Here is a 24,830-nt window from a genome sequence, read left to right as displayed (position 1 = left end):
GAGTTCGATCATCTAATTACTGCTTTCAAAAGTGGTGTTGATAGTAGTGATAGCGCCATTATTGATACTGACTATTTACAATCACAGAAGGCTAAATTGAGTGCATTACGCGCTGAATTGGAACGCGGGATTAGTAAAGGCAATGCTGGCTGTTCAGAGGCGAGCGGTCTAGCTAGTGTAACGCGTTTACGACAGACAGCACCGACTGAAATTGAAGATGCTGAGCGTAAGCTCTCGCAAACATCACAAAAGTTGGCCTCCTTTAATGGTATGACTCCATCTAGTCGAATGAAGGACATCACCGTTGAATCTGCCCGTGTTGGCGGTAACATCAGAATTTCTGGTGGAAGTAAAAGCGGACAAGTGTTCATGGAAGGTCTGTCATACGCCACTGGCGCAATAGCTATTGGTGGCGATGAACAAAAAAAGAAATATGTATCGCTAAAAAAAATAAAGCCAACTAGTAAATCAAAAAAAACTGAGCAGAAGAGAATTTCTCCAAATGATATGAAGGGTACCAAAGTGATGGAATCCGGTGTAGTTCCATCAAGTATCTTACTAAGAATTGAAAAAGCGACTGGATTAGATAAGTTGCAAAAGAAAAAATTGGTTCAAGAAATTGAACGTTATGGTGTCGACGCCGTGGCGGATTTTGCGAAATCAAAAGCTAAGTCAAAAGTTATAGACAAGGCCCTGCAAGGGGCCCATCAATGGTTTGAACGGAATACAACTGTTTTCATGAATCGGGGATTAGTTGCAGAGACAACGAATGGACTAGAACACACGATTGAAGCAACGCCGGGACCGCTAACTGAGATGACACGATTTGGATTAACTAAAGGATCACCAGCAATCGGTGGTTTAATGGATTACAACTCAATGAGGAAAAAGGGTAGCAATGTCATGGATGCTTCCGTTAAGGCAACAGCACATGTCGGGATTGGTTTAGAATCTGCAGAAATAGGCGCAACGATTGGATCGGCCGTACCAGGAGTCGGTACAATTATTGGTGCTGCTGCGGGATTAGTTGTTGGGTTTGGAATTAGTAAAGTAGCTGATTATGGATTTGATCATCTTTACGATGGGATTAAAGGAAAACTCAAAAGAATAGGAAGCGGACTTAAAGGACATAAGGGATTAGGGTGGATTTAAATGCTATATAAAGAGATCTTACCTTTAATAACAACTGCTAAAAGAATCGATGGAAGTTATGAGACTGCTTTTTTTGATGAAAAAGAACAGAAATTGAAAGTAAAGCAAAATAGTTCAGACGAGTGGCAGAGGCAACTTGACATCACTAAAATTGGAGTTGTTATGGGCCCAGGAGTGTTTGGATTAATGGCTGGAGTGTTTCCAGGGGTATTAAATGGGAAAATAATATTACCAATACTAATATTTCTATTCTTGTTGATTGGTTTTGCTGTTGGGTATTTATTAAAGCGTGCGGCTGAAAGTCTTTCTAACGATAATTCAGTACAAACGATATTTAATCCGTCAGTTTATTTGCGGAATCAAACTGGAAGACTATTTATTCAACTGACTATAGTTATTGTTTTATTATTAGTTTCCTTGATAATCGTCACTTTCCTTTGTTTAGAAATTTTTCTTTTCGGCATTTCTTTTATAAATATCACAATTTTTATGATGGCCAGTTTTATTTTTTGGGTAATGATACGACAACCGTTATTCAGAAAAGTTAAGGTTTACTATTCGTTGCTAAACGAACGATAAATTTAAATAGCATGAAGGTTTATATACGAAAAGGAGTTAAGAATGATGGAGTTTTTATCAATTGGATCTGTTATTCGCTTACAACAAGGCAAACAAGATTTAATGGTCACGTCTCTCGTTCCTCTATATAACGACAATGGTGTAATAGGATACTTTGATTACAGTGGATGTCCGTTTCCACAGGGAGATAATGGCTCGGAATCATATTTCTTTAATCAAGCTAATATTGAAGAAGTTATTTTTAAAGGGTATGAAGATGAGGACATACGAGACTTTAAACAGCAAGTGATGAATAAAATAAGCACCACAAAATATCCACATATGAAAATTGATAATTCAGAAGGCAACGAATAAATATTGGGGTAAAAATCATGGTTCGAGTAAATATGCGCAACGTCACCAGTGCGGCCCAACAATTAAAATCACAAGGAAGCAGTGTGACGAGGCAGTTAGCGAGTGTTGGCACGGCCATGACACGGGTGCCACGATCCGATAACTTTGAGGGTGCTGCACAACGGAGTATGAGCGGTTATGTCCAACACGTGCATGTTGATGCAACACGCACGTTAACGCGTAATGTGGAAGACATGATTCGTGAGTTCGATCATCTAATTACTGCTTTCAAAAGTGGTGTTGATAGTAGTGATAGCGCCATTATTGATACTGACTATTTACAATCACAGAAGGCTAAGTTGAGTGCATTACGCGCTGAATTGGAACGCGGAATTAGTAAAGGCAATGCTGGCTGCTCAGAAGCGAGTGGTCTAGCTAGTGTAACGCGTTTACGTCAGACAGCACCAACTGAAATTGAAGATGCTGAGCGTAAGCTCTCGCAAACTTCGCAGAAACTAACTTCATTCAATGGCATGAGTCCTTCGAGTCGCATGAAGGACATCACCGTTGAATCTGCCCGTGTTGGCGGTAACATCAGAACTTCTGGTGGAAGTAAAAGTGGACAAGTATTCATGGAAAGCTTGTCATACGCCACTGGTGCAATAGCTATTGGTGGCGATGAACGAAAAAAGAAAAGAGTGGCTTTAAGGAAAATGAAGTCCACTAGTCATCATAAAACCAAAGAAAAATCGGATACTTTAGCAAAGGTTTCAGAGTTAATTAAAAATGGCCGAGAAAATATTGATCGAGGAATGGTGACTGAAAAGGCGACATGGGAAACAGTTGCGGCCGTGAAAAAATCTTTTAATCATACTGGGTATCATAAGATTGTCAGTCTAAAATCTAGCAAGTCTGGTTTTAAAACCTTTAGACAAGTACGTGGAGAAATTAAGCGTACCAATATCTACAAGCAGATTGATCGTGCGGATGATGTTCTGAGTGGTAGTGCACTTGGTAGCAAACTATCCCGGCATTTGGCTGATAAAGAATTTAGATTTGCAGGTGGCAAGGTAGTTGCCAAGGTACCAATAGTAGGCAGTTTAATTGACGGTGGGTTAACGTATGGTGAACGACAAAAGAAATATGGGAAAAAGGCAGCTGCAATTGACGGAACAGTACATGCTGGGATTACCGGTGTGTCAACAGCTTTTGGAGCTGCTATTGGAACAGCAATTCCAATACCAGGAGTCGGAACAGCATTAGGAGCACTTGCCGGAGCTATGGTCGGTAATGGTTTATCGAAATGGTACGATTCTATGGCTCATAAAAAGACTATGGCATTAAAAGGCAAAGGCTTTGTTGGGAAGCTTTTGAATGCAGCTAATCCATTAGGATAAAGGAGAAGTAAAATGCTATTTTGGCATCAAAAGATATGGCTTGGAGATGGAGATAGGCCAGGTCAATCGATTTATTGGGATACTAAGGAGAAAAAAGCATATATTGGAGAGTCAAGTAAATTGGTTTCGGCTAAGAAAAGCAAGAGCAACAGTTTGTACGCTGGTATTGGAGTTACATCAATCATCGGAATAATTGGATTCTGCAAGCTAATAGGAATTCGTGCTAGCTCATCAGATTTAAGCGAGCTTTGGATGGTTATATTGACGCTTGCTTTCAGCGCAGGACTGATTTATTTTATGAACCGTTTCTTTTATCGTCGACACACAAAATACACGGAAGTAACACCAGTACGGGCCAGAACAGCCATTAAAACTCATTCATTTTACGGAGCTGATTGGAAGGCATTGTTTATCCTTTTTCCTGTAATGTATATTATTCTTGGTGGTTTCACAATACTCTTTATATATGGAATTGTTGTTGATACACTGACGGGGGTTTTGAGATGACAGCTTTATTTGGACCAATATCGGGGGCAGTTTTAATATTTTCATTTGTACTTATTACTTTTCTCAATAACCCTTATCGAATTCATTTCGCTCAAAAGACAATTAACGAAGCGGTTAAAGCACAACGGAAACAAGAGCGTTTACAAAAAAAATCAGAAAAACAAAAAGAAAAGAGTGAAATTAATGAATAAAATTTTACCATTGGGTTCTGTAGTTACTATCAATGATAATGATGAGGATAAATTCATGATTGTCGGTCGTGCAAGTATTGTTAAACAAGGTGATGAAAAAGTTTATTTTGATTACGGCGCCGTTCTTGTTCCGAACGGCATGATAGATGCAGAATCAACTTTTTTCTTTAATCGAGAAAATGTTAACGAGGTTTTGCATCAGGGGTACATTGATGATGCTGAGAAAGAATTGGAAGAAAACTATGATCAATGGATTGAAGAAGACCCTGACATCGTAAAAGGTTCGGTTGAAGCTACAGACAATGAATAATTAAATGAAAAATAACTAACGATAATTTAAAGCCTATGCGTTGGTGCACAACACGTAGGCTTTAATTATAACTTTTAATATCGATTTAAAATTATTGAAAAAGGTATAAATAAAAATATGAAGAACAAACAATATAAACATGCTAGTAGCGATAAAACCTTCTACAAGATGTATAAGTCGGGTAAGAACTGGGTGATAGGGTCGGTTGTTGCACTGGGCGCAAGCTCGATGCTAATAAATACAGTTCATGCTGATACTGTCAATGACGATGGCAATGCCATCAAGGTTGATACAGTGACACAAGGCGATACGAATTCACCTGTAAATGCCACTTCGGCAGCATTACATGAGACTTCTCATACTGCACCGTCAGAGACATCATCAACGCAGAGTGCTAGTTCTGTTTCAAGTTCGGCGTCATCTTTGCCAGACAGCAGTGAGACAAAGAATTCAGCAGTGAGTTTGCAGGCATCGCAAGTAGTAACAGAGTCGACTGCAAGTGCCACGACTAGCAATGCGGCGTCATTAAGCGCCGACAATACTACGAGTGCGTCCGTTAAACAGGACAGTGCCTCAGTGGACTCAGCTACTGCAACTAATCCAGCAACAGCACAATCAAAGTTTCGGATTGATGCGGCGTTTGCGCCGGCAGCCTCAACTGATCCAGCCGTTGTAAAACCAACGATTACAATTCAAGCGCCTAACACGATTAATGATTACACAACTCAACAGAGTGTGGTTGTTCAGGTTGCGGTTAACGATGTGAATCATGAACTGGTCAACGGGAGAATGCAGATCACTTTGGATCATGCTGTATTGATGAATAATCCAACTGGTGAACGTCATTACATTAATGGTGCAGGTGGTCCTGACGATTATGATCTAGCAACTGTTGCGACTAATAAGGTCTACGTGAAGTTTAATCGACCTATTTCATCTGGAACAGTGATCAGTATTAATCTGCCGGTTCTGGCTGCACAATCCGCGCGGCATGATACGCCGATTAAAGTAGAAGCAGTAATGACGGGTCAGACGGATACGGGACAATCATTTTCTTCTGATAGCGGACAGAAGATTATTCAATACGTCGGGCAAGATGCCACGACTCATGATGCGAAAGTCAACGATACGAATGGTCTTTGGCTTGGATTACCGGCAAATGGTATGGATGTTTCAGTCGAACCCAATTCTGACATCAACTGGGGTGCACCAGCAATGCTAAAACAGGCTGATGGTTCTTATTTGAATAATGGTGGAACGGTTGTATGGGTCTTAAACGAAAATTCTCAGGTCTATTTGAAAGATGCTCACTTAAAGATGACATTTGAGAATCCCAAAATGCTTGACTATTACGTATGGAGTACCTATCGTGACGCTCGTATTGGTCATAATTTACCTGGTATGTCACCGGAGTTTAGTGAGGGGTGGGTAATAACTCGCAGTAATAATACAGTTGATGTTGATTTTGGGGAATTAACGGCCAACGCTATATCCTCACTTAACTTTCAGTTGTTTTATAGATTTCCCGAGAATGTTAGTGCGTCTGATTTAGGAAAGTTGACTATGCTCTCTGGAATGAAAATGATCAACTGGTAAGTACAACTGTTAACTATCATTTGGACGATGCGGCTTCGCAAGGTTCGATGTCAAATGATAGAAAGCCTTATACTGTGGCTAATGGGGATAGCGTCGTTATTGGCGTGAAAGCTATATTTGATACACGGGATTTAAATGGTGCAAGCTCCTTGGGGATGGTTTACAACTTACCCGCAGGTTTTCAACTAACAAAAATCACCAATCCATTGACCAACAAGGACTGGGATAACACTGACAACACACCGATTAGCAGTATTGACTACTTGCAAAACGGTGTTTGGCATCAGGCCACGGCGATGACTGATCAGAATGATTTGGATTCGTATAATTTAAGTGATATTCCGGTCGGAACGCCACAGATTCGACTGAATTTTACGGACGCAAAAAGACTGAGAAGTAATTGTCCAATCAGTTTTGTGGGTAAATTTATAAACGCACAGAATGGGATCACGTATTCGTCCTTGGATCATTACGAAGTGGTTGACAGCTCACATAACGGACGGAAGTATAACATTCCTTTGGATAATACAGTTCAAAGTGATGGCGTCGCTGCGAATGCCCACAAGTTCACGATACAGGACCAGACAATCGTACCAGATGTACCTGTTTTAGGCGCACAGGATGCACTCGTTGCACTAAATAATAGTACAGTGGTTAATAATGATTTTGATCCAATCATGCTGTACGCAAATAATCCGCTTGGGTACTCCAAAGGCCGTTATGTATTTGCAATTATTCCTGCTAGCGTGCAAGTAGACAGTAGTGTCTATGTTCATGATGGGGAAACAGGTAAAGAACGATTAATTTATGCTAATGTTATTAGTGCACAAGGTGAAAGTCAGATAGGAACAGAGGATCAGATTCAGGTTGTAACACCGCAATATTCAGATTCGTACCGTGATTCATTGAAACCACATCTAGTTAAACTGTCCGATGGTCGTCAGTTTCTTTATTTGGTCGACGATTCAGATGGCTTTGGTCGCACGGCTAATGACACCATGTTGGCGTACCGGTTTGGTCTGAACTTCCATGGTATGCAAGTGTCGGAGAAGAACTTTCACGTAATTTATGGTGTTGGAACACAAGACGGAAATTGGGTTAACGGGAGTACCAATGCCGGTCGCGGTTATAACGAGACAAACTTGACGTCAGAAATCCAGGGTATCTTGGGTGCTGGTAGTGCAAGGGTGCTTGAAAAAGATAACCTAGTTACTATTGGACATAATGAATTAGTTAATTCTCGTTTTGAAATCGCCGGATCTGCCGACGAAGACCAACACGGAGACTGGCATTATACTGATGCGACATCGGGCAATGCCGTTGTTCAACCGGATGGTGACGTTCGTATGCGGATTACGACAAGTACAGACGGAACTGTTCCAATCACTAACGGATCACTGGTTATGATTATGCCTAGTGTTGGCGATACCGCAATCAATGATGGAACTGTCGGACGTAATTCGCAATATTCAGAATACGTAAAAAACAAGGATGTTGCGGTTTCGCTTAATGGCAAGATGCTTAATCCGCAACAATATCGTTTGAGTTTTAGTGATTCGCTAGACCCACAACGTTTCAATAATAATGGGCAGGCTATTGGATCGGGTGACTGGCAATCTGACTTCATTAACTTCGACAGTGCAACGAAAAAGGGTACTAGGGCATTCAAAATTGAATTTGAAGACGTGACTTTGCGACCAGGGGACAAATTGAATCTACAGTTTGTTGGTGTCGTCCCAACACAAAATGATGGCGATATTGCACCGAACAAGACTGCGTATGCATCAATTTCGCTTTATGGTAACGAGGGTCAGGGTGCGGATGCGTACAATGTGGAATCGACAAAAGTTGCCGTTAAGATTTCATATTTAGGTGTCCACGCACGAGACTTAGTTTTGAACCAAGGTGAAAACTGGCTTGTTGATGACAGCTTTGATGGTGCAACGACACCTGATAAACAGAATTTGAGTTTGGACAGTGTAGACGATGCTGGACAGGCCGTTGTGAAATCTAGTAACAATGTGGATACTAGCAAGGCTGGCGACTATCAGGTCCAGTTCACAAATGGTAACAAACAGGCCAATGGTCAGGTTATTGTTGTACCCAGATTTCAGGTGCATTTCTTACAGTCAGGGACAAATATGGTCCTCCATGTACCAGTTCAAATTGGTGGTAAAGCAGCTGATGGAAGTTACGTTAAAGTCGGAGATGCCTACGATTACCAACCGTTGAGTATTGATGGGTACACATTGGCCGTAGCGGGTGAGACCGTTAAGGGTAACTTTGCTGCAAATAGTCAGGACGTAACTATTTATTATTTGACGAATTACACGGCGGTGCCAGAAACGCCAGATGGGAAGCCGATTCCAGGAACGAAAGGAAATACGGGTGTTGGTATTCCGGGAGAACCAGTAGATGATAAATTGGTCCCTGATATTCCGGGATATACGTTAACTGTAGTGCCGAATGTTCCTAATACGCCTGGCAATGCACCAGTGATTTACAAGGCCAATCCACAACATTTAAGTGTTCACTATGTCGATCAACTTGGGCGAACCATTCATTCGGATGGAGTTATTAATGGTGAGACTAATGGCATGTATGATGCCAGTGCCTCTCGACTTACTTTGCCTGGTTATACCTTTAGATCAATTAGTCAGGGAACTTTGACTGGTAAATTCTTAGTAGATGGCACTGGGACGTTGACGACAAGTGATGTGACGTTAGTTTATAACACAAATTATACCGTGGTACCGGTGTTGCCATCAGGCGCTGAAATTCCGAATGTGCCACATCATACTGGGAGCGGTCGACCGGGAGATCCTATTGATTCAGCTTTGATTCCAAATCTCCCAGGTTACACTGCTGATAAAACGGTTATCAATATTCCTGATCAACCTGGGAGTGTAAAAGTAGTCTATCGTGCCGATGCTCAGATGATTCATATTCATTACGTTGATGGTAGTGGCCATGTGCTGCGTGATGAAGTGGTGCTGGCTGGGTTGACTGATGGCGAATATGACGCTAGTGGGACCATATACCCAATTAGTGGGTATATGTTTGACCACCTTGGCGAGGGATCAGGTGCGCTTAGAGGGATGTTTACGGTTGATGCTGAGGGGCATTTGGTTACTAAAGATGTTGTGTTGGTATATCGGAAGGTACCAGCAGTGAAGACTGATATTACATCTGCTGCACCATGTGCGAAGCTGCCGGTAGAGGGGAAATTAACAAGTGAGCGACCTGTAGCGCAAGCGGCACCTGTAAGAGCAGTTATCACTAACAACAATGTTGATGAGACGGCAGAGTTGCCGGCCACTGGCGTTGATAATAAAGGTCAACAGATTGATATTCTAGCCGGTATGGGTATTTTGACGGCGATGAGTGTATTAGTGTGGAGAAAAAGAACAGAAAGTGCTGAATAAAAGAATTTTATTAATTACCTTTGATTGACCTGAATGATAGCCTCATGTAAGTTTTATATAGTGAATTTGAATTATCAAAAAATCTAATAAAAATTTTAAAATTTTCTGAATATAAAGTAAAATTTCAGGGCAAGAAAGTGTTATAATTTATCGTATTATAGATACATTTAAGATGATAGTTGTTTGAGGGGTTGCGCTAAAAACCTCCAAATAACTACTAATTATTTGGAGGTTTCAAATGTTGATGTGGGTGCTTCTAAGGAAAGTACAGGTTTAAAATGAATAAGATGTTTCAAAATTGGAAAATCATTATAGGTCTAGTTCTTGGAGTGTTTTCTATCGCATTCGGATTTATTCCACCACTTACAAACTATTCTTATGTGGCTTTTTTAGGCTCAATTTTTACTTTTTTTTATGATCAATATACTCGAACAATGAAAGCCTTAGATAGTACAGATGAGTATTCCGGTCGGATGTCAAGTGATGTTAAAGATAGATTACACGTTGTTCGACTTCAAGAGCCCATGGATACTTTTAAAAGCTACGTTGTTGATAGACTTTCTGTTATTAAGTCAATAAAAAATACAAGTTTTAATATCTATGATGACCATGAAGAAGCAGATGAGAATTTCAATCATTCACCTGAATTAAAAAAATCGATACCTAAAATAGCAAAAGAAATTGATTCAGGACTCGTTTGGAGAGATATTGGCGATAAATTAGCTAAAACTAGATTTAGTGAAATGCGTAAAGCTGTTTCACAAAAAAATGATAATCAAAATGTTGGCGAATATAGTTCAAAAATAGTAAATAATCAGGTCCCTTATCCTAACTTTTTAATTATCACTTACAAAGACAATCGAAAAGAAGTCCTTTTTAATTGGGATTTTAGATCGAGAGGAATCGCGCCGAATGTTTTAGTTTCTAGTGAAAAAGAATTGGTTAATTTTTATAACGCACAATTTGAATTGTTATCAAAAAATTCAGTTACAGATACTGATGAATTAAGATAATATTGAGAGCCAGTCTATACTAAAGAAGTAGAGCAAATCTTTTTTTGCTTCTGCTTTCTTTATCCACTTATTTATTGCTTTTCTTTCATTATCAGGGACTCTCTCTGCAGTCCACTCAGCAGTTCCTTTGATGTAGGGAAAAGCATTATCAGAGAAAGGTGAAAACGCTTTGAATAATTCAAAATCTTGAAAAACCACTTTTCTATTAGATTTTTGAACTGCATTCATTAAACGATCTAAATCAAAATATTTTATTTGTTTGGAGCCATCCATTGAGGCTTTAATTGAAGAATCAATATTAGTTTGAGTATGAGTGTTAAAGGGTCCAAATTTAATTTCATCACCCAAAAATTGGCGAATCACAATTTTTTTAAAGCCTTTTTCAGGTGTTAGTTGATTTAGAAATGCGCTAATGTCTTCTATATACGACGAAAAATTAAAAATAAATGCTAAATCTGCTGAAGGAATTTTTTCTGGTTCCTTGTTAACATCAAGAGCAATCCATTCGCATTCTCGATCATTGTTCATTGACCTTTTTTTTGCTTCTTTTAATGAGTTTTCATCCAAATCAATTCCGATGAATTTACAGTTTTTTGGTAAAACATCATTAAAGATTTCTAACCAAAGACCAGTTCCACAACCAATATCAATAATTGACTTTGGATTTTGCTTTGCAATTTCTTTTGCAAATTTATATCTTAACTCTTTCTTTGCATTATTATGATCTTCTAACCAACCTGACGCTGATAATTGAATCCCAGAAGTATTACGTTGTCCTGCCATATAAAAACCTCCAAATAATTAGTAGTTATTTGGAGGTTTTTATATGCATCGAATTTCGATAATTAAATTTGCGAAGCACTTTTTTCTTTTGAGCAGATGAAACAGCGGCGTAAATTGTCGTTGTTGTAATGCTCGTATGCCCTAGTAGTTCCTGCACTTCACGAATATCTGCTCCGTTATTAATAAGCTCAGTAGCAAATGTGTGGCGTAGAAAATGTGGAGTGGCAGACGACGATGTGTTAGTGATATTGCGATATTTGAGAAATATATTTTCGATACCGAAAATTGATAAACGATTACCGTACTTGTTGAGAAATAGGGCATCTGTATGAGGAATAAAAGTATTTCGAGTTTGTAAATAATCCTTCAATGCTTGATATGTATCAGGACTGGACAGAAACAGAAGTCTTTCTTTCCGATTTTTTCCATGTATTAATAAAGAACGATTGGCAAAATTTAGGTCATCGATGTTTAGACTGCTTAATTCGCCAATTCGGATTCCCGTTGCTGTGAGAACCTCTAGGATAGCAATGTTTCGCGTAGATGTTTTGATGCGATACGGTGTTTTAGCGCGGTTATAATCTTCGTAAGCAGCTGAAAGAATGGTTTTGACCTCTTTTATTTGAAGTACTCGGGGTAATGTTTCGGGGACGATAAACTTTGTGTTGCGTCGAAAGCCAGTGTTAGGATCCTGGTTTAGAACTTGCTCGTCTAGTAAGTATTGATAGAACATTTTGCAAGTTGTAATTTTTCGTTTGATTGTAGACGGCATTAAGTGCTGAGTAATTTGTAAGTCGGTGATAAAGTCCGACATACCATCGGTTAATTCTAATTCGTGATGTTCTTGAAACATCATGAACTGTGTGAGATCTGAACGGTAGGCCAGAATGGTTTTATGACTAATATTACGAAAATGTTGTTTGTCTTGAATGAAGTTATCAATAAGTGTACACATAAAAAATCCCCCAAATTTGCAGTGATAAATTCAGTCTACAAATGGGGGATCAAAAAGACAATATGAGTTTTGCTGTCTTCTTAGTGCACTAGATTATTCTAATTTTTGACAAATATAAAAGGGCAATAATATTAGTAGATATTATATAAAAGGTTTAAAATAACAGTTGAGGGGGTTAGCTTAAAATATGATCGACCTTTGTCAAAATAAGGGAGTTGCCATTGTATGACGCAAACGATTTAGCATCATGCATTAGTTCATTGATTCGCCGTTTGTTTTTTGGAGAACTAGGTTTCTGATTTAGATTATAGCCCAAAATATAAGAGAAATTTTCAACATAATCCGAAAGATGATTAGTACGGGCTAAAGTTAACGCATACTCGGCGACCTTGTCGCTTGTTGTATAATTCTTCTCAGTTGAGTAAAATTGGCTAATGTTACTTAGAGCATGAAGAATACGCAAGGTGTCTTTGCGAGAAGTAGCAGGTAACTCTGTAATGTCCTTAAAAGCGATATCAAAAAAATGACGTGCTCGTTCTACCTTGTTCTGTAAGGCATGGCTAACTGCAATACTTGACGCAATCAGAGCAGAGAGTACTGAAGAGCCAGCTGTTTCTATTGATTCTTGAGCCAACGTGAAATTGAAGCGTGCTTCTTCTGGGTCAGGGTCCTTTTGGACAAGCAAGATGTTGCCTAATAAGAAGTAGTACATGGCACTTTGCTCACCTTTGCTCAAAGTGTTGCGTTTTAGCGTATTTAGTTGTTTTTTTGCAATTGACACCTGACTTTGATATAAGCTCGTTTCAACATTTTCTAAAACTTTCTCTTGTGGGTCAATAAGATCTGAATTAAATTCGGTCAAAACATCGTTAACAGTCAGGTCGAGTCGCTGGCAGATGCTTGCAAGAATATCAATGGTAGGTGCCACAGTGCCCTTTTCAATGGCGCTGATTGTCGACTGCATACAAATACCCTCGGCCAATTGTTGTTGATTCATTTTGAGTTCTTTGCGGCGATCGCGTATCAATGAACCTTTAAACATAAGTATCTCCTGATTTGTCTTTTTTAGAGTTTGAGAACAATTATAGCATGTAATTTGTGCGTATATTTGAGAAGTAATGGAGGAATCAACATGACAGTTAAATTTTTGATTTTACTTGAAACTGGAATTTGTGCTGCAGGTGTTAGCATATACATTCTTAAACGTCGTCATGTTTTAAAGAGAACGATTCCAAGTATTCCGCCTATGCATTACGTTTAGTTTAACTAGGGAATGAAACGGCAACGTTGATAAGTAGTATCGACGGGGCATCAAATTTGAAATGTGTCGGTGATTTTACTAGATTAGTAGTTAATTAGTTCAAGGGCTTGAATCGTTGGATGAATTAATTTTACCACTAAGGTTAGTATATGGATATTTTGGTGGTTGAAATAATTTTTACCTTAAAACCTTTTTAATAATATCAATATTATGATATTATTGAAGGGCTGATAAAAAACATGATTATAATAACTGGGGAACATTGAATGAAACTGCGAAAAAAAGCAATAGTAGCGAGTTTGGTAGGTTTGATAGGAATTATTGCGATAGGAATAGGCTGTTTATGGTTTAGTGGGATAATAACCGGTGCTAACGAATGTGTAACGATTAGATCAGGTAAATATATTATGCCTAGGCAAACAATTACTACTTCTAAAAAAGACGGCTTTCTCGCACTTCAATTAAAAGTTAAAAATGTTGGACACAAGCGGCAGTCTTTTTCATATTCAAACTTTAGGCTAAAGAGTATTCAGGACAAACAACGCGAAGTAATCCCAGAGGTCAACTCAAGTACTTCAGGTAGTTTGAGACTAAAAAGGGGAGAGCAAGGCAATGTTTGGGTCACTTTTAAGGTAAAAAAAGATCAGCGTTACAGATTAATCATGCATTTTATTGACGGACATGGACATCGACGCTTTTCGGAGACAATCGTAAATGCGAAAAAATACAAAGATCATACGCGGGATTCCGGTATAGCTACCCAACAGTTCGTGGAACGTGTTTTCCTTAATAAACAACATTTGGCTGGTGACGGCGAACTATCTAATAATATTAGAATTGCACGCCATCAGTTTAACAAACAGATGGAATCCAACGTAAACAAGAAGGTTTTCAATAATGGTAATAATGCCAATAATAACTGGCAAGTTCGAAAAAGTATTCAAAGTATAAATAAGTCAGTTGACAAAACTGTGTACAAGGTTAAATCCAACAAAAATGGGAAGGCTGTCGTAACAGTCATTCCCAGAGCGCTCGATATGAAGGATACTAGTGCGTTGACCCCGATTAGGGAGCAGTTTCACAGTACGCTTTTAAGTAATGATGAAGACAGTTCTCCTGTTGTAGATGGAACGATTGGCGCAAATGGCCAGATTGCGAAAAACTTTAAAGATCTATCAGCTGTATGGCCAATCACCAGGTTTGAAGGAAAAGACATTTCATTAAAAAAAGTCGGTCATCGGTGGGAAGTTGATACAAAGTCTGATAGTTTTAGAGAACTTCAAGACGAGTTTGGAGGTAATTTGTAAGTATATGCGTCCATTTACTCAGACTGTAAGTTGTTGGAGATTAGTTATTTATAGAAGTAGCAACTGGGATAATAGGTATGATGCCTATTATTTTTTTAGTCAAATTCACCATTATTTTTGACAATCTCAGTGCGCAGCTTCGCAATTTTCTTTAACAAAGAGTCATTGTTTACATGGTGTGCAAATGATTCTGCGTACGTGAGATATTCATCATAATTTCCGCTCATTTTGTGTAAATTCACATCAATTATTGCCATTGCATAGTAAAGCGAGTCGACAAAGAAAAAAGTACCTGATTCGAGGGAAACGTGCAAACCATAGTTGACGCTTTGATTGGCTAAATCAAATTGTTCAGTATTGATAAAATATTTGGACATATCGGTAGCAATCAGAAGACCCCAATAAGAGACATCCTGAAAAGAATCAACATCATATGCTTGAAATACTTGTTGAAAGTAGAAATCAGCCAATGTCATTTTCTTCTTTTTTTCGTACAATGCACCAAGCTCGGTTAATGATAGTAGTTGAAAAATATTATTGTTTTGGTCAGAGCGACTGTTTTGAAGCAAATTATTGAAACCGAATATTGCTGTATCAAAGTCCTTTGTCACCCACAACCTTGATTGTATTTTCAGAAAAAGCAAGTGTTCTTTTTCAATCTCGTCCTCTACGTTGTCGGAATCGTAATTTGCTAGTAAGTTACTTACTTCTTCATCTTGATATCTCATAAACAGCATATCAGCAGTGTGCAAATCGGATTTTAAATTTTTGTTCGAATGGTTTTTTTTAATGTTTTTTGCATCAATATTAATATCGAGTTTTGCTGCAATTTGAGCTAAAATTTTGCTGCTTGGGAGAACGTTGTTTTTTTCAAGCTGACTTATTGTAGCCTGAGTTGTAATCCCTTGGGCTAAGTCAGCTTGTGTTAATCGTTTATCTTTTCGTGTGTTTTTGATCAATTGACTTATATCCATGCTTATCATCACCGTTACTTAAATTTGAAAGAAAACAATTTTAAATATATAATAATATTATTATGAAAGGTGGAAATAATAATGAAACGTTTAATTTTGAGTATGGTCACAATTGTGTTGGCATTAACTATTGGTTCCACGAGTATCAGTGCTGCAACTGTTGAATCAGAAACTACAGCTCCAAATGTGACAATTAAGAATTCAACTCAGAAAAATAACAGACCAACAAACTATTACTTTTCGTTAAAAGACGATTTGGAGTATCGTTAATAGTTATTGTATTACAATACTTTAGTCTCGATAACAATATTTTTGTTTTAAATTCAGTATTATTTAGAAAAGATAAAAACGATGATCTAGGTTTTTGACCTTGGATCATCGTTTTTTAGCGAAGGCAAAAGTTAACCTTCATTGGAAATAGAAATTGGCCCCGTAAGTTTAACATACATAGAATTAATAAAGCCTAGTCCCTGTAGTTGAAACCAGACAACGCCAGATGGGTCACTGACTTCACCATTAATGACAACAACACTACGATTGGCAATTGTTCCGGAAGGGCGTCCATATGGCTCAGCATAATAAGAAACTGATTTACCATCGACGAAGTCAATACTTCCGCGTGCTGAAACGGGTTGAATATCCCAATTATGTTCTTTATGTACATCCTGATGAGAAGTAGGACGTACAGGTGAATTATTCAGTGTAAAGGCATTTGGCTTGTACATAACCCACTGATTCGTGCCCATGTTATACCAAAACTCACCATTATTTGTGGCAATTCGAGAAAATACTCGCCAAACTGATCCCACCGGCATTTCTAGTGCCTGCAATTCGCCATCAGGGCGATCGTAGGTTGGAACATCTTCTTGAATTGTGGCATACATTTGTACCTTTTCAACTTCGGCCCAATCGGATTCACGGAAATACAAACGTGCCTCTTGTTGTTCGTTTGTGAAGACGCCATCTAGATTGCCGGTGTGATGAAGTAAGCGGTAGTTGGCAAATTCGGGCACCTTTACTTCATAGTGATCGCCAATGGCACCACGAAGCACTTTTGGTTCAACTAATGTTTTACCAGAGTCAACGTCTGTGTAATAAACCCAAACTGGAACTCCTTCAACTAATTCTTCACTCATAATTGCAGACCCCACTGAATATTAATTAATGATACAAGTATAGCGCACTCTGTGGTGGTGGTAAAAGACTGAAAGCGAGACTTAGACAATCTTTTACGAAAAAAAGACGTGCCAATCAAGGCACGTCTTGCTTATTTATTTTTTACTTCTTGGTTTGTGCATTTTGTTCGACATTGGCTTTATCTGATTGACTTTCAGCTCCAACCTTAATGTTCTCACCATCCATCACAGCTTCAAGGTTGTGTGTATCAGGGTTATCCAAGAAGAAGTCGGCAATCCGATCTTCTAATTGTTCCTGAATGACACGACGTAGTGGACGAGCACCCATTGTTGGATTGTATCCTAAATCAACGAGCTTTTCTTCAACCGGCTTCGTTACACGAATGTGCAAGTTGCGGTTAGCCAACTGATCATTAACATCGTCTAACATCAGTTCAACAATCTGACCCAAGTTTTCCTTGGAAAGGGAGTTGAATTCAACGATGTCATCAAAACGGTTTAAGAATTCAGGCTTGAAGTAGTTGCCTAACTTGGCCATCAGACTAGCATGTTCATCTTGAGCAGCACCGAAGCCAACGCTGTTTTCACCACTGTCACCAGAACCAGCGTTAGAAGTCATGATGATGATGGTGTCCTTGAAGGATACTGTACGACCTTGAGAATCAGTCAAACGACCGTCATCCAAGATCTGCAAGAACATGTGCATAACATCTGGGTGAGCCTTCTCAATTTCATCTAACAGAATCAATGAGTAGGGGTGACGACGAACCTGTTCAGTCAATTGGCCAGCCTCTTCGTAACCAACATAACCAGGGGCAGAACCAATCAGTTTGGAAACACTGTACTGTTCCATGTATTCACTCATATCGAAGCGAATCATGGCGTCCTTCGAACCGAACAATTCCTTAGCAAGTTGTTTAGCTGTTTCCGTTTTACCGACACCAGTAGGGCCAATGAAGAGGAAGGAACCAATAGGACGACCAGTTTGATTCAAACCAATTCGGTTACGGCGAATGGCACGGGCAACTTTATCAACTGCCTGGTTTTGACCGATAACATGTTTTTCAAGCCGCTTGTCCAGATCCTTCAATTGGGTCTTTTCTTGCGCTTGCATGTCACTAACCGGAATGTCAGTCTTTTCTTCGATAATGTGTTCGATATCCTTTTCAGTAACCGTTGCAGCATCATCGGGTTGTGGATTTTCGTCCGCGTCCTTCTTGGCCTTTTCTAACTGATTGACCTGATCACGATAGTAGGCAGCCTTTTCATAATCTTCTTTGTCCAAAGCGGATTGCTTGTGTGCTTCTGCAGTGTGAATCTTATCTTCGTAAGAAGTAGGATCCACGTTGCGTAACGTTAAGTTTTTCTTTGAACCAGATTCATCAATCAAATCAATGGCCTTGTCAGGCAAGAAACGATCCTGAATGTAACGGGCTGACAAACGTGCTGCGGCTTCAATTGCTGCGTCAGTGTAGTGAACGTGGTGATAGTCTTCATAACGCTTTTGAATACCCTTCAAGATTGAAACCGTATCTTCAATAGAAGGTTCCTCTACTTCAATTGGTTGGAAACGACGGGCTAAAGCAGCGTCCTTTTCAATATCACGATATTCTTTCTGAGTTGTTGCACCGACGAGTTGGAATTCACCACGGGCAAGGGCAGGCTTCAATACATTACCGGCGTCCATGCCACCCTCAGCGTTACCTGCACCAACAACTTCGTGAATTTCATCGATGAACAAGATGATGTCATCGTTCTTTGAAACTTCACTCATTAATTGTTGCATGCGTTGTTCGAATTGACCACGAATACCAGTTCCTTGAACCAGTGAAACAACATCCAAACGAATGATTTGTTTGTTAAGCAGCTTTTCAGGCACCTTACCGTTAACGATGGCTTGAGCCAAGCCTTCAACGACAGCCGTTTTACCAACACCAGCTTCACCAATCAGAACTGGGTTGTTCTTTGTCCGACGGTTTAAGATTTCGATGACACGGTCAATTTCTGTGTCACGACCAATGACAGGATCAATTTTGCCTGCTTTAGCTTGATCAGTCAGGTTTAAACCATATTGATCAAGTAGGGGATGCTTAGAGTTTTTATTGTTGTTACCGCCGTTATTATTGCCACCACGGCCTGCTTGTGTTTGTGGACCTTGTTGTGCTTGTTGAAAGTTATTGGCATTGACGTTACCGTTTTGCATTGCAGCAAAGAGGTCATCTAAATTACCAAAACCAAATGGATCTTGAGCCATATTTGTTGATCCTCCGTTTCCGTTCATTAAATTATTCTCAGCTTGTTGTAGAAGTTGATAGCAATTTTGGCAAAGATGCACTTGCATCTGTTGTCCGTTCATTGTGAGACCTAAATGAATCGTGGCCTCATTTTGATGACAGTTTTGACAAAGCATGTTATCGCTCCTTCTAAGGGCTCATCAGCGCGTCTAACAACTGTTATCAGCCTCTGATGGCGAAAGGTGGTTAATCAACGTTTTATCGTTTGACCAACTTTGACCTTTGACTAGTATTATACACACTAACAAAAAGTGTGCAAGGGAATTGCCTCAATTTTTAGCACTTTACTGTTATGAGTGCTAAAAGCTTTTTGCTCGTAAGCATTTAAACCATGACGGCAAACATTGAATGCGATCACATCTATGATGTATTTACTTTTTTTGTTAGTATTAGAGAAAATGGTCATATTGGAGTGATAAATCATCAAAATAGTAAATCGATGGTTGTACTATGTTTTGGCTTTCTTTTGCAGCCTTTTAGTAATTGCGTCTCTTTTTTTTATACCGACTCAAAATGTGTTCGAGTTGAATGTCTATTGGTTTAGTCCATTTCTTTTAATATTATTGAGTTTTTCGATGTTCATAATATTGAAGAGCCTTTATAGCCTATTAATAACGCACCTAAACGTCATTAAATACGTCAATTTATTCTTGTTCGCTATGATTTTTCTTGTTCAAGGATTTGTCAGCAAGTATTTAACGGTCGCTCTAACAACTGATGATTTGCGTATCAAATCGCAAGCTTTTTCACTAGCAGCTGGTTCAAAAATTTGGGATAGCTATTTTTATCAATTTCCAAATAATGTGAATGTTACAGTCGTGTATAGCTGGCTAATTCGTTTGTTTCAAAGTTTTCATGTACAACATGTCAGTTTAATGATTGTTTTGACGTTATTTTTAATGACCGATTTGGCCATTTTCGTCACTTATAAGAGTGTAAAATTAGTCGCAAATAAAGAAATATCCGGAACCTTCTTTTTGATTTTTATTGCCGGTTTTTTTCCTATCTACACATACGCCTTGAATTTTTATACTGATCCTCTTGTCATTTTGTTTCCTGCCTTGGGATTTTATTGGCTACTAAAACAGGAAAAGACAGATAAAATTTGGTCGAAATCAATCTATTTTGTTTTGGCAGTGTTTTCATTGTGCGTGGGCTACTTGATTAAGCCTAACGTTATTATCATTATCCTAGCTTTAATCATTGCGATTTTCATCAATTTTTTTCAAACTAGACGTAGCTGGATTCTTAATCTTTCTCAGCTGGGTTTGGTTTTATTAATATGCACTGGATTCGTGTTGCTTAGCAACCAAATTAAATCGGTCAATCAGTTTCATAATAATAGTCAAGAACAAGTTCCCAGCAGCGCTTTTATTTACATGGCATTGAATCCTACTACAGATGGTCAGATTAGTAGTGAAATGTACAAGTTTCAAAATATCAAATCAGTATCAAAAAGAGATGAAAAGATTAACGTAGCAATTCAAAAACGTTTAGTTAAAATGAATGGAGGTGGAATTTTAGCTCATTTCTGGCGCAAATTTGTATTTACATTCAGTCGTGGAGTAGTTGATGGCGATGGTCCAAATTTACAATCAGTGCACCATACGAAAATTTCCCGAAATTTGAAACAATTTGCTTTTTGGGGAACCAATTTAACTCAGGTTTTATATGTGATTACGCTTGTAGGTATGTTTTTCTTTGCCTCAAATCCAAAACGATTACATGAGTCTTGGACGACTTTGATAGCAGTGCTTAGTATATTAGGGGTGATAGCTTTTCACACCGTTCTTTGGGAAGCAGAAGCACGGTATGCTTTTTTGATTCTACTCTTCATTTTGACGCTAGGAAGTGTTGGAATAGTTGAAGTCTTTGCAAAAATGAATGCAAATAATAATAGCCTTTTTAACTATCATAGGAGTTTCTTTAATACTGTTATATGTGCAGTAGCGCTTGTTGGTTTTACAACAAGTTGGTCACTGACAAACAATAAGATTACAAATCAGAATGTCGTTGCACAACAGTCTGGTATAGCTTATGGACTTAAACAGACCTTCCTGTTGAAAGGGGGGCAAAATGCAACACAAAATTTCACTGCAACAAATAGTTTTTCAATGTTTAAGATTCCCATGCAAATTTTTTCTAATAAAAAAATTAAAGTTTTTTTGGTTGATAAGACACAAAATTCTTATGTTGAGATGCAACAGAACATTATTAATGGAAACGTCATCAATAATGTAAATGGTCACGCAGGTAGATATCAAATCAAGATCCTAAACTCTGGCAAACAGACTGTGAGAGTGGATTCGCTTAATTTCAGTCCACACTATTCTCTATCGTCAGGAGGGTACTTGAACAATGGTCATCAGATTGGCTTTTATTTGCCATTTTCAAGTTATTCGGAATCAGAATACACTTTGATTCAACCCTGGATTCTTTCTATCATAACCATTTTGGGCTTATTAATTGCACTTATTCAAATAAACATTGATGATATCTGTAAAAAAAAGAAGAGCAATCAATGTAACGAGAATTGTTCGACTGAATGATGTAATAGACATATTGTCCTCTGCCGCTCCAAAAGGGTTGAGGACTTTTTACATGGAAGTTTCTTCACAAAAACGGTACCTGTTCGCAAGATACTTATTTCAGTTGGTTGTTTAAGTTTCAGAGGGAGCCAATTCACTTTTGCTTAAAAAAGTTAAAAATTTTCGAAATAGGAATTTGTCATGGAAAATATGGATTTTTACGTTGACTTGCTAGTAAGTTATTGGGTAGTATTAAGCGTGTCTGTCCGTAAATTTATATCTGATTTAGTACTTTTGGTATTGGGGTATACGTTGATGCCGAATTAATCGACTTTTTCAAAATTGGCGTATATTTGCTTACTTTGAGGATTCTTTGGCTGAACTATTATTTAGGGGGGAGATACTAATCTCACCACCATGTTTTTTTTATGTAAAGCAACGCAACAAATTGGACCCTCGTTGATGTTAAGCAAAATATACCTATTTAGTGTTTAATCAATTCGCGAGTGTGCGGTAAGTCTTAAACTTGCCATAATATTTGGAGTTCTAAGAATACCTGGAAGAAATCTTGCTAATTGGCAACAGACTAATATAGATTAATTATAGATGGATAAAATTGCTGAAGATAAGTTTCTTTCTGTTTTTGCGCTTTTATGCCTTTTGAAGATGATCGGCGAAAGACAATTGTATCTAGGGAGTTTCAGCATCTAATTAAAGGAGAAATATGAGAATGAAATCACGGTTGTATGTTATTATACCAGCCTATAATGAACAGGATACCATTGCTGAAGTTGCGAAAGAATGGCATGAGATTGTTACACTAACGAGCCCCGATAGCAGGCTCGTTATCATCAATGACGGAAGTAAAGATAAGACGCTAACAAAACTACAAGCTTTACAACCGCAGTTACCACAATTAGTGGTTCTTGATAAACCAAATGGCGGGCACGGTTCAACGGTTTTGTATGGATATCATTATGCTGAAGAGCAAGATGCAGATTACATATTTCAAACGGATTCGGACGGACAAACACTTCCGGATGAGTTTTGGCAGTTTTGGAAGGAACGCGGTGACTATGACATTCAATTGGGCTTTCGCAAGATAAGACAGGACGGTTTGGCTCGGTGGATAGTAACAAAAACACTACGAATGGTTATATGGTTTCAATTTCACGTGTGGGTTACAGATGCCAACACACCATATCGGTTAATGACGGCCGAGTCGTTACAAGACATCTTAAGCAGGATTCCAAAAGATTATAATTTGCCAAATGTCTTAATGTCGGTTATGTATATTAAACAACATAAGCGTTACAGATTTGCGCAAATAACGTTTAGGCCACGGCAAGGCGGTGTCAACAGCATTAATATTCGGTCTATTATAGGAATTGGGCGACAAGCGGTTCACGACTTTGCTCATCTTAGGTCTTCAATTTTGAAATAGTATTATTTATAGATTCTTCATTAGAAGTGAAGTAGCTTGATAAATATTCTTGGTATCCGAACCGTTGCTGGTTTGGATATTTTTTGCTTTAAGTTAAGTAAATCCGGGAAGTAAACCAGGTCTCCCAATTTTATTGCAGCGTTTTTTGGTAGTAACGGTATAATGAGATGTGATTTTAAGAAGATCCTCAGGGATAACTTTATATTAGGTAGGGAAAAATCTGTGAAAAACAATCTAAAAGGCTCTAATAATACGCCGCTTTTATTAATAATTGTCACTTTTTTATCTACGGTGGGTTATCAAATATTATTTGGTCAAATTGGGATACTTAAGGGAACTGCAAATGGCACTGTTATTTCAAAAAAATGGTTGCTGACCAATTTTCTGAAATTCGTTTTATTTGCTGGTCAATCACTTCTATTGGTCAGCGTTGGTTATTTTTCACCTGATATAAAGTCTAAATTGAATGTGATATTTCGGTGGTGGATGAGTATTGTCGTAATGGGAGTGATTCTTGCTTTAGGATGGATGTTTTTCGATCAATGGTCGAACTCCAGCGTAATATGGCTGGTTGCACTCCCTATGATTAGGAATACATATCCATTGTTGACGGCTGCAATTGTTGGGACACTACTTTCTGGATTTGTGGATACAACGTGGCGTGAACATAAAGAAACATTTTTAATTTTTGCCACTGTGTTGTTTTTTGTGCCAACTATTTTTAATCAGGATATCTTTGTTACACAAATTAACGGAATGCCAACGTTTATTGAATATTTGTTAATGTGCTTTTTGGGAGTGACGTTAAGGCATTTGAATCTCAACAATATTTCACGAATGCATTGGCTGCTTATTACAGGGCTGACATTTTTTCTTGCGGCTGTTTCCTTAATTTTAATGATTCCTTTATCCAATTTTTCACATCAGGGAATTTCTACGGTAAATCGCTTTTTACAGCCTTATTCGATTCTTACGTACTTAATAGCAGGGTCAACATTTGCGTTAGTAGTAAATACACGGAAAGTAAAGAAAACTGGTTTTATACGCTTTTTTGAACCATCATGGATGTGGATTGTCAGTGCTATCGTTTTTCTTACTAATCCACAGTTTGCCTCTTTTATTCGTGCGACGACGTTTGGCAAGCTATCTGGTTTTAAAAATTTGCATTCATTAATGTCCGTTGTTCTATATACACTATATTTAGCATGTGCAATATACGCATTGAGTGTCCTTACTATGTTTGTGACTCAAAAAATGCTTAGGACCAGAGAATTTGAAAAAAGAATTAAAGGATTAGGCAAATTACAAGTTTAATCCGAACAAGCCCGGAAACTTTCAATGGCAGTCTGTTGATGATGGATTTTTAATGGTCGTTGATTAATAAGCTCAAGTGCTGCCAGGATTTCATCAGTCGTTATCTGGTCAAAGTTAGTCTTTTTCGGGAAAAACCAACGTAACCGTCGATTGAAATATTCATTAGATCCCCGTTCCCATGGTGAATACGGGTGACAAAAATACACTTTAATCTGATAGTCTTGTTCTATGGATCGATAATCGGCAAACTCCTTACCATGATCAACAGTTATAGATTTCACTTGGGAACCGAAGGTCCCCATAAACTTTCCAAAGGTATCATTTAAAGTCT

Annotated in this window: 23 protein-coding genes; 16 read left to right on the top strand and 7 right to left on the bottom strand. The window is 38.4% G+C overall.

Translation table 11 applies throughout. The features are described from left to right. The 10 genes from G400_RS16410 to G400_RS0112405 all read left to right on the top strand — a co-directional run. Positions 1 to 1,152, top strand: a 1,152-nt coding sequence (locus G400_RS16410; RefSeq protein WP_027827233.1) for a hypothetical protein, incomplete at its 5' end; no start/stop codon positions are given. Then, the gene (locus tag G400_RS0112445) at positions 1,153 to 1,731 is read left to right on the top strand and encodes a hypothetical protein (RefSeq protein WP_017261084.1); all 579 of its coding nucleotides are present in this window, start codon (positions 1,153 to 1,155) and stop codon (positions 1,729 to 1,731) included. 42 nt (positions 1,732 to 1,773) lie between these two features. Beyond that, entirely contained in the window at positions 1,774 to 2,085 is a 312-nt protein-coding gene (locus G400_RS0112440) for a DUF4176 domain-containing protein (RefSeq protein WP_026017060.1), read from the top strand. A 17-nt stretch (positions 2,086 to 2,102) separates the two neighbouring features. Beyond that, positions 2,103 to 3,461, top strand: a complete 1,359-nt coding sequence (locus G400_RS15890; RefSeq protein ID WP_017261082.1) for a T7SS effector LXG polymorphic toxin — start codon at positions 2,103 to 2,105, stop codon at positions 3,459 to 3,461. Between the two features lie 12 nt (positions 3,462 to 3,473). Beyond that, on the top strand, positions 3,474 to 3,968 hold the full coding sequence (locus tag G400_RS0112430) for a hypothetical protein (protein WP_017261081.1): 495 nt from the start codon (positions 3,474 to 3,476) through the stop codon (positions 3,966 to 3,968). Then, positions 3,965 to 4,159, top strand: coding sequence for a hypothetical protein (locus tag G400_RS0112425; protein ID WP_017261080.1), 195 nt, complete (start codon positions 3,965 to 3,967; stop codon positions 4,157 to 4,159). Before G400_RS0112430 ends, G400_RS0112425 begins: the two co-directional genes overlap by 4 nt. After that, complete coding sequence (locus tag G400_RS0112420; protein WP_017261079.1) at positions 4,152 to 4,469, top strand: DUF4176 domain-containing protein; 318 nt, start codon at positions 4,152 to 4,154, stop codon at positions 4,467 to 4,469. The genes G400_RS0112425 and G400_RS0112420 overlap by 8 nt, the downstream gene beginning before the upstream one ends. Before the next feature lie 117 nt (positions 4,470 to 4,586). After that, the gene (locus G400_RS0112415) at positions 4,587 to 6,065 is read left to right on the top strand and encodes a KxYKxGKxW signal peptide domain-containing protein (RefSeq protein WP_017261078.1); all 1,479 of its coding nucleotides are present in this window, start codon (positions 4,587 to 4,589) and stop codon (positions 6,063 to 6,065) included. Between the two features lie 47 nt (positions 6,066 to 6,112). Next, positions 6,113 to 9,490, top strand: a complete 3,378-nt coding sequence (locus tag G400_RS0112410) for a MucBP domain-containing protein (RefSeq protein ID WP_081495806.1) — start codon at positions 6,113 to 6,115, stop codon at positions 9,488 to 9,490. A 278-nt stretch (positions 9,491 to 9,768) separates the two neighbouring features. Beyond that, on the top strand, positions 9,769 to 10,503 hold the full coding sequence (locus G400_RS0112405; protein ID WP_017261478.1) for a hypothetical protein: 735 nt from the start codon (positions 9,769 to 9,771) through the stop codon (positions 10,501 to 10,503). On the opposite strand, the gene G400_RS0112400 is transcribed toward G400_RS0112405, so the two are convergent. The 3 genes from G400_RS0112400 to G400_RS0112390 all read right to left on the bottom strand — a co-directional run bounded on the left by G400_RS0112400 (position 10,495) and on the right by G400_RS0112390 (position 13,283). Then, positions 10,495 to 11,286 (bottom strand): class I SAM-dependent methyltransferase, encoded by a 792-nt coding sequence (locus G400_RS0112400; RefSeq protein WP_017261477.1) that lies wholly within the window; start codon positions 11,284 to 11,286, stop codon positions 10,495 to 10,497. The genes G400_RS0112405 and G400_RS0112400 overlap by 9 nt on opposite strands. Before the next feature lie 25 nt (positions 11,287 to 11,311). Further along, positions 11,312 to 12,241, bottom strand: a complete 930-nt coding sequence (locus G400_RS0112395) for a tyrosine-type recombinase/integrase (RefSeq protein WP_017261476.1) — start codon at positions 12,239 to 12,241, stop codon at positions 11,312 to 11,314. Positions 12,242 to 12,416: 175 nt separating this feature from the next. Further along, complete coding sequence (locus G400_RS0112390) at positions 12,417 to 13,283, bottom strand: helix-turn-helix domain-containing protein (protein WP_017261475.1); 867 nt, start codon at positions 13,281 to 13,283, stop codon at positions 12,417 to 12,419. A 90-nt stretch (positions 13,284 to 13,373) separates the two neighbouring features. Here G400_RS0112390 and G400_RS16585 point away from each other — a divergent pair, with 90 nt between their 5' ends. Beyond that, the gene (locus tag G400_RS16585; RefSeq protein WP_017261474.1) at positions 13,374 to 13,502 is read left to right on the top strand and encodes a hypothetical protein; all 129 of its coding nucleotides are present in this window, start codon (positions 13,374 to 13,376) and stop codon (positions 13,500 to 13,502) included. Positions 13,503 to 13,768: 266 nt separating this feature from the next. After that, a complete protein-coding gene (locus G400_RS0112380) occupies positions 13,769 to 14,809 on the top strand; it encodes a DUF4352 domain-containing protein (RefSeq protein WP_017261473.1) in 1,041 nt (346 codons plus the stop codon). Positions 14,810 to 14,904: 95 nt separating this feature from the next. Here the strand turns inward: G400_RS0112380 and G400_RS0112375 are convergent, their stop codons facing one another. Then, a complete protein-coding gene (locus G400_RS0112375) occupies positions 14,905 to 15,783 on the bottom strand; it encodes a helix-turn-helix domain-containing protein (protein ID WP_017261472.1) in 879 nt (292 codons plus the stop codon). An 81-nt stretch (positions 15,784 to 15,864) separates the two neighbouring features. Between G400_RS0112375 and G400_RS0112370 the strand changes: the two genes are divergently transcribed. Continuing rightward, positions 15,865 to 16,053, top strand: a complete 189-nt coding sequence (locus G400_RS0112370; protein ID WP_017261471.1) for a hypothetical protein — start codon at positions 15,865 to 15,867, stop codon at positions 16,051 to 16,053. Positions 16,054 to 16,184: 131 nt separating this feature from the next. Here the strand turns inward: G400_RS0112370 and G400_RS0112365 are convergent, their stop codons facing one another. After that, entirely contained in the window at positions 16,185 to 16,919 is a 735-nt protein-coding gene (locus G400_RS0112365; protein WP_017261470.1) for a MucBP domain-containing protein, read from the bottom strand. A gap of 142 nt (positions 16,920 to 17,061) precedes the next feature. Further along, positions 17,062 to 19,329, bottom strand: coding sequence for an ATP-dependent Clp protease ATP-binding subunit (locus tag G400_RS15370; protein ID WP_081495829.1), 2,268 nt, complete (start codon positions 19,327 to 19,329; stop codon positions 17,062 to 17,064). A gap of 534 nt (positions 19,330 to 19,863) precedes the next feature. Here G400_RS15370 and G400_RS0112355 point away from each other — a divergent pair. The 3 genes from G400_RS0112355 (at position 19,864) to G400_RS0112345 (ending at position 24,499) form a co-directional block, all read left to right on the top strand. Continuing rightward, a complete protein-coding gene (locus G400_RS0112355; RefSeq protein WP_162129492.1) occupies positions 19,864 to 21,762 on the top strand; it encodes a hypothetical protein in 1,899 nt (632 codons plus the stop codon). 709 nt (positions 21,763 to 22,471) lie between these two features. Next, the gene (locus G400_RS0112350) at positions 22,472 to 23,185 is read left to right on the top strand and encodes a glycosyltransferase family 2 protein (RefSeq protein ID WP_017261466.1); all 714 of its coding nucleotides are present in this window, start codon (positions 22,472 to 22,474) and stop codon (positions 23,183 to 23,185) included. Between the two features lie 222 nt (positions 23,186 to 23,407). Beyond that, complete coding sequence (locus G400_RS0112345) at positions 23,408 to 24,499, top strand: hypothetical protein (protein ID WP_152323439.1); 1,092 nt, start codon at positions 23,408 to 23,410, stop codon at positions 24,497 to 24,499. Here the strand turns inward: G400_RS0112345 and G400_RS0112340 are convergent. Then, on the bottom strand, positions 24,496 to 24,830 hold a 335-nt coding region (locus tag G400_RS0112340), incomplete at its 5' end, for an IS30 family transposase (RefSeq protein ID WP_027827232.1). The two genes, G400_RS0112345 and G400_RS0112340, sit on opposite strands and share 4 nt — an antisense overlap.

The sequence above is a fragment of the Furfurilactobacillus rossiae DSM 15814 genome (assembly GCF_000428925.1).
GTDB classification, from domain to species: Bacteria; Bacillota; Bacilli; order Lactobacillales; family Lactobacillaceae; genus Furfurilactobacillus; species Furfurilactobacillus rossiae.
This window is presented reverse-complemented; position numbering and strand designations above follow the sequence as displayed.

What these genes read in the sequence shown, in the direction of transcription:
- G400_RS0112400 (WP_017261477.1), bottom strand. Translation starts at nt 11,286, where the DNA reads ATGGCAGGACAACGTAATACTTCTGGGATTCAATTATCAGCGTCAGGT.
- G400_RS0112440 (WP_026017060.1), top strand. Translation starts at nt 1,774, where the DNA reads ATGATGGAGTTTTTATCAATTGGATCTGTTATTCGCTTACAACAAGGC.
- G400_RS0112350 (WP_017261466.1), top strand. Translation starts at nt 22,472, where the DNA reads ATGAAATCACGGTTGTATGTTATTATACCAGCCTATAATGAACAGGAT.
- G400_RS0112420 (WP_017261079.1), top strand. Translation starts at nt 4,152, where the DNA reads ATGAATAAAATTTTACCATTGGGTTCTGTAGTTACTATCAATGATAAT.
- G400_RS0112390 (WP_017261475.1), bottom strand. Translation starts at nt 13,283, where the DNA reads ATGTTTAAAGGTTCATTGATACGCGATCGCCGCAAAGAACTCAAAATG.
- G400_RS0112375 (WP_017261472.1), bottom strand. Translation starts at nt 15,783, where the DNA reads ATGGATATAAGTCAATTGATCAAAAACACACGAAAAGATAAACGATTA.
- G400_RS15370 (WP_081495829.1), bottom strand. Translation starts at nt 19,329, where the DNA reads ATGCTTTGTCAAAACTGTCATCAAAATGAGGCCACGATTCATTTAGGT.
- G400_RS0112395 (WP_017261476.1), bottom strand. Translation starts at nt 12,241, where the DNA reads ATGTGTACACTTATTGATAACTTCATTCAAGACAAACAACATTTTCGT.
- G400_RS16585 (WP_017261474.1), top strand. Translation starts at nt 13,374, where the DNA reads ATGACAGTTAAATTTTTGATTTTACTTGAAACTGGAATTTGTGCTGCA.
- G400_RS0112415 (WP_017261078.1), top strand. Translation starts at nt 4,587, where the DNA reads ATGAAGAACAAACAATATAAACATGCTAGTAGCGATAAAACCTTCTAC.
- G400_RS0112410 (WP_081495806.1), top strand. Translation starts at nt 6,113, where the DNA reads ATGTCAAATGATAGAAAGCCTTATACTGTGGCTAATGGGGATAGCGTC.
- G400_RS0112365 (WP_017261470.1), bottom strand. Translation starts at nt 16,919, where the DNA reads ATGAGTGAAGAATTAGTTGAAGGAGTTCCAGTTTGGGTTTATTACACA.
- G400_RS0112430 (WP_017261081.1), top strand. Translation starts at nt 3,474, where the DNA reads ATGCTATTTTGGCATCAAAAGATATGGCTTGGAGATGGAGATAGGCCA.
- G400_RS0112370 (WP_017261471.1), top strand. Translation starts at nt 15,865, where the DNA reads ATGAAACGTTTAATTTTGAGTATGGTCACAATTGTGTTGGCATTAACT.
- G400_RS15890 (WP_017261082.1), top strand. Translation starts at nt 2,103, where the DNA reads ATGGTTCGAGTAAATATGCGCAACGTCACCAGTGCGGCCCAACAATTA.
- G400_RS0112445 (WP_017261084.1), top strand. Translation starts at nt 1,153, where the DNA reads ATGCTATATAAAGAGATCTTACCTTTAATAACAACTGCTAAAAGAATC.
- G400_RS0112405 (WP_017261478.1), top strand. Translation starts at nt 9,769, where the DNA reads ATGAATAAGATGTTTCAAAATTGGAAAATCATTATAGGTCTAGTTCTT.
- G400_RS0112425 (WP_017261080.1), top strand. Translation starts at nt 3,965, where the DNA reads ATGACAGCTTTATTTGGACCAATATCGGGGGCAGTTTTAATATTTTCA.
- G400_RS0112380 (WP_017261473.1), top strand. Translation starts at nt 13,769, where the DNA reads ATGAAACTGCGAAAAAAAGCAATAGTAGCGAGTTTGGTAGGTTTGATA.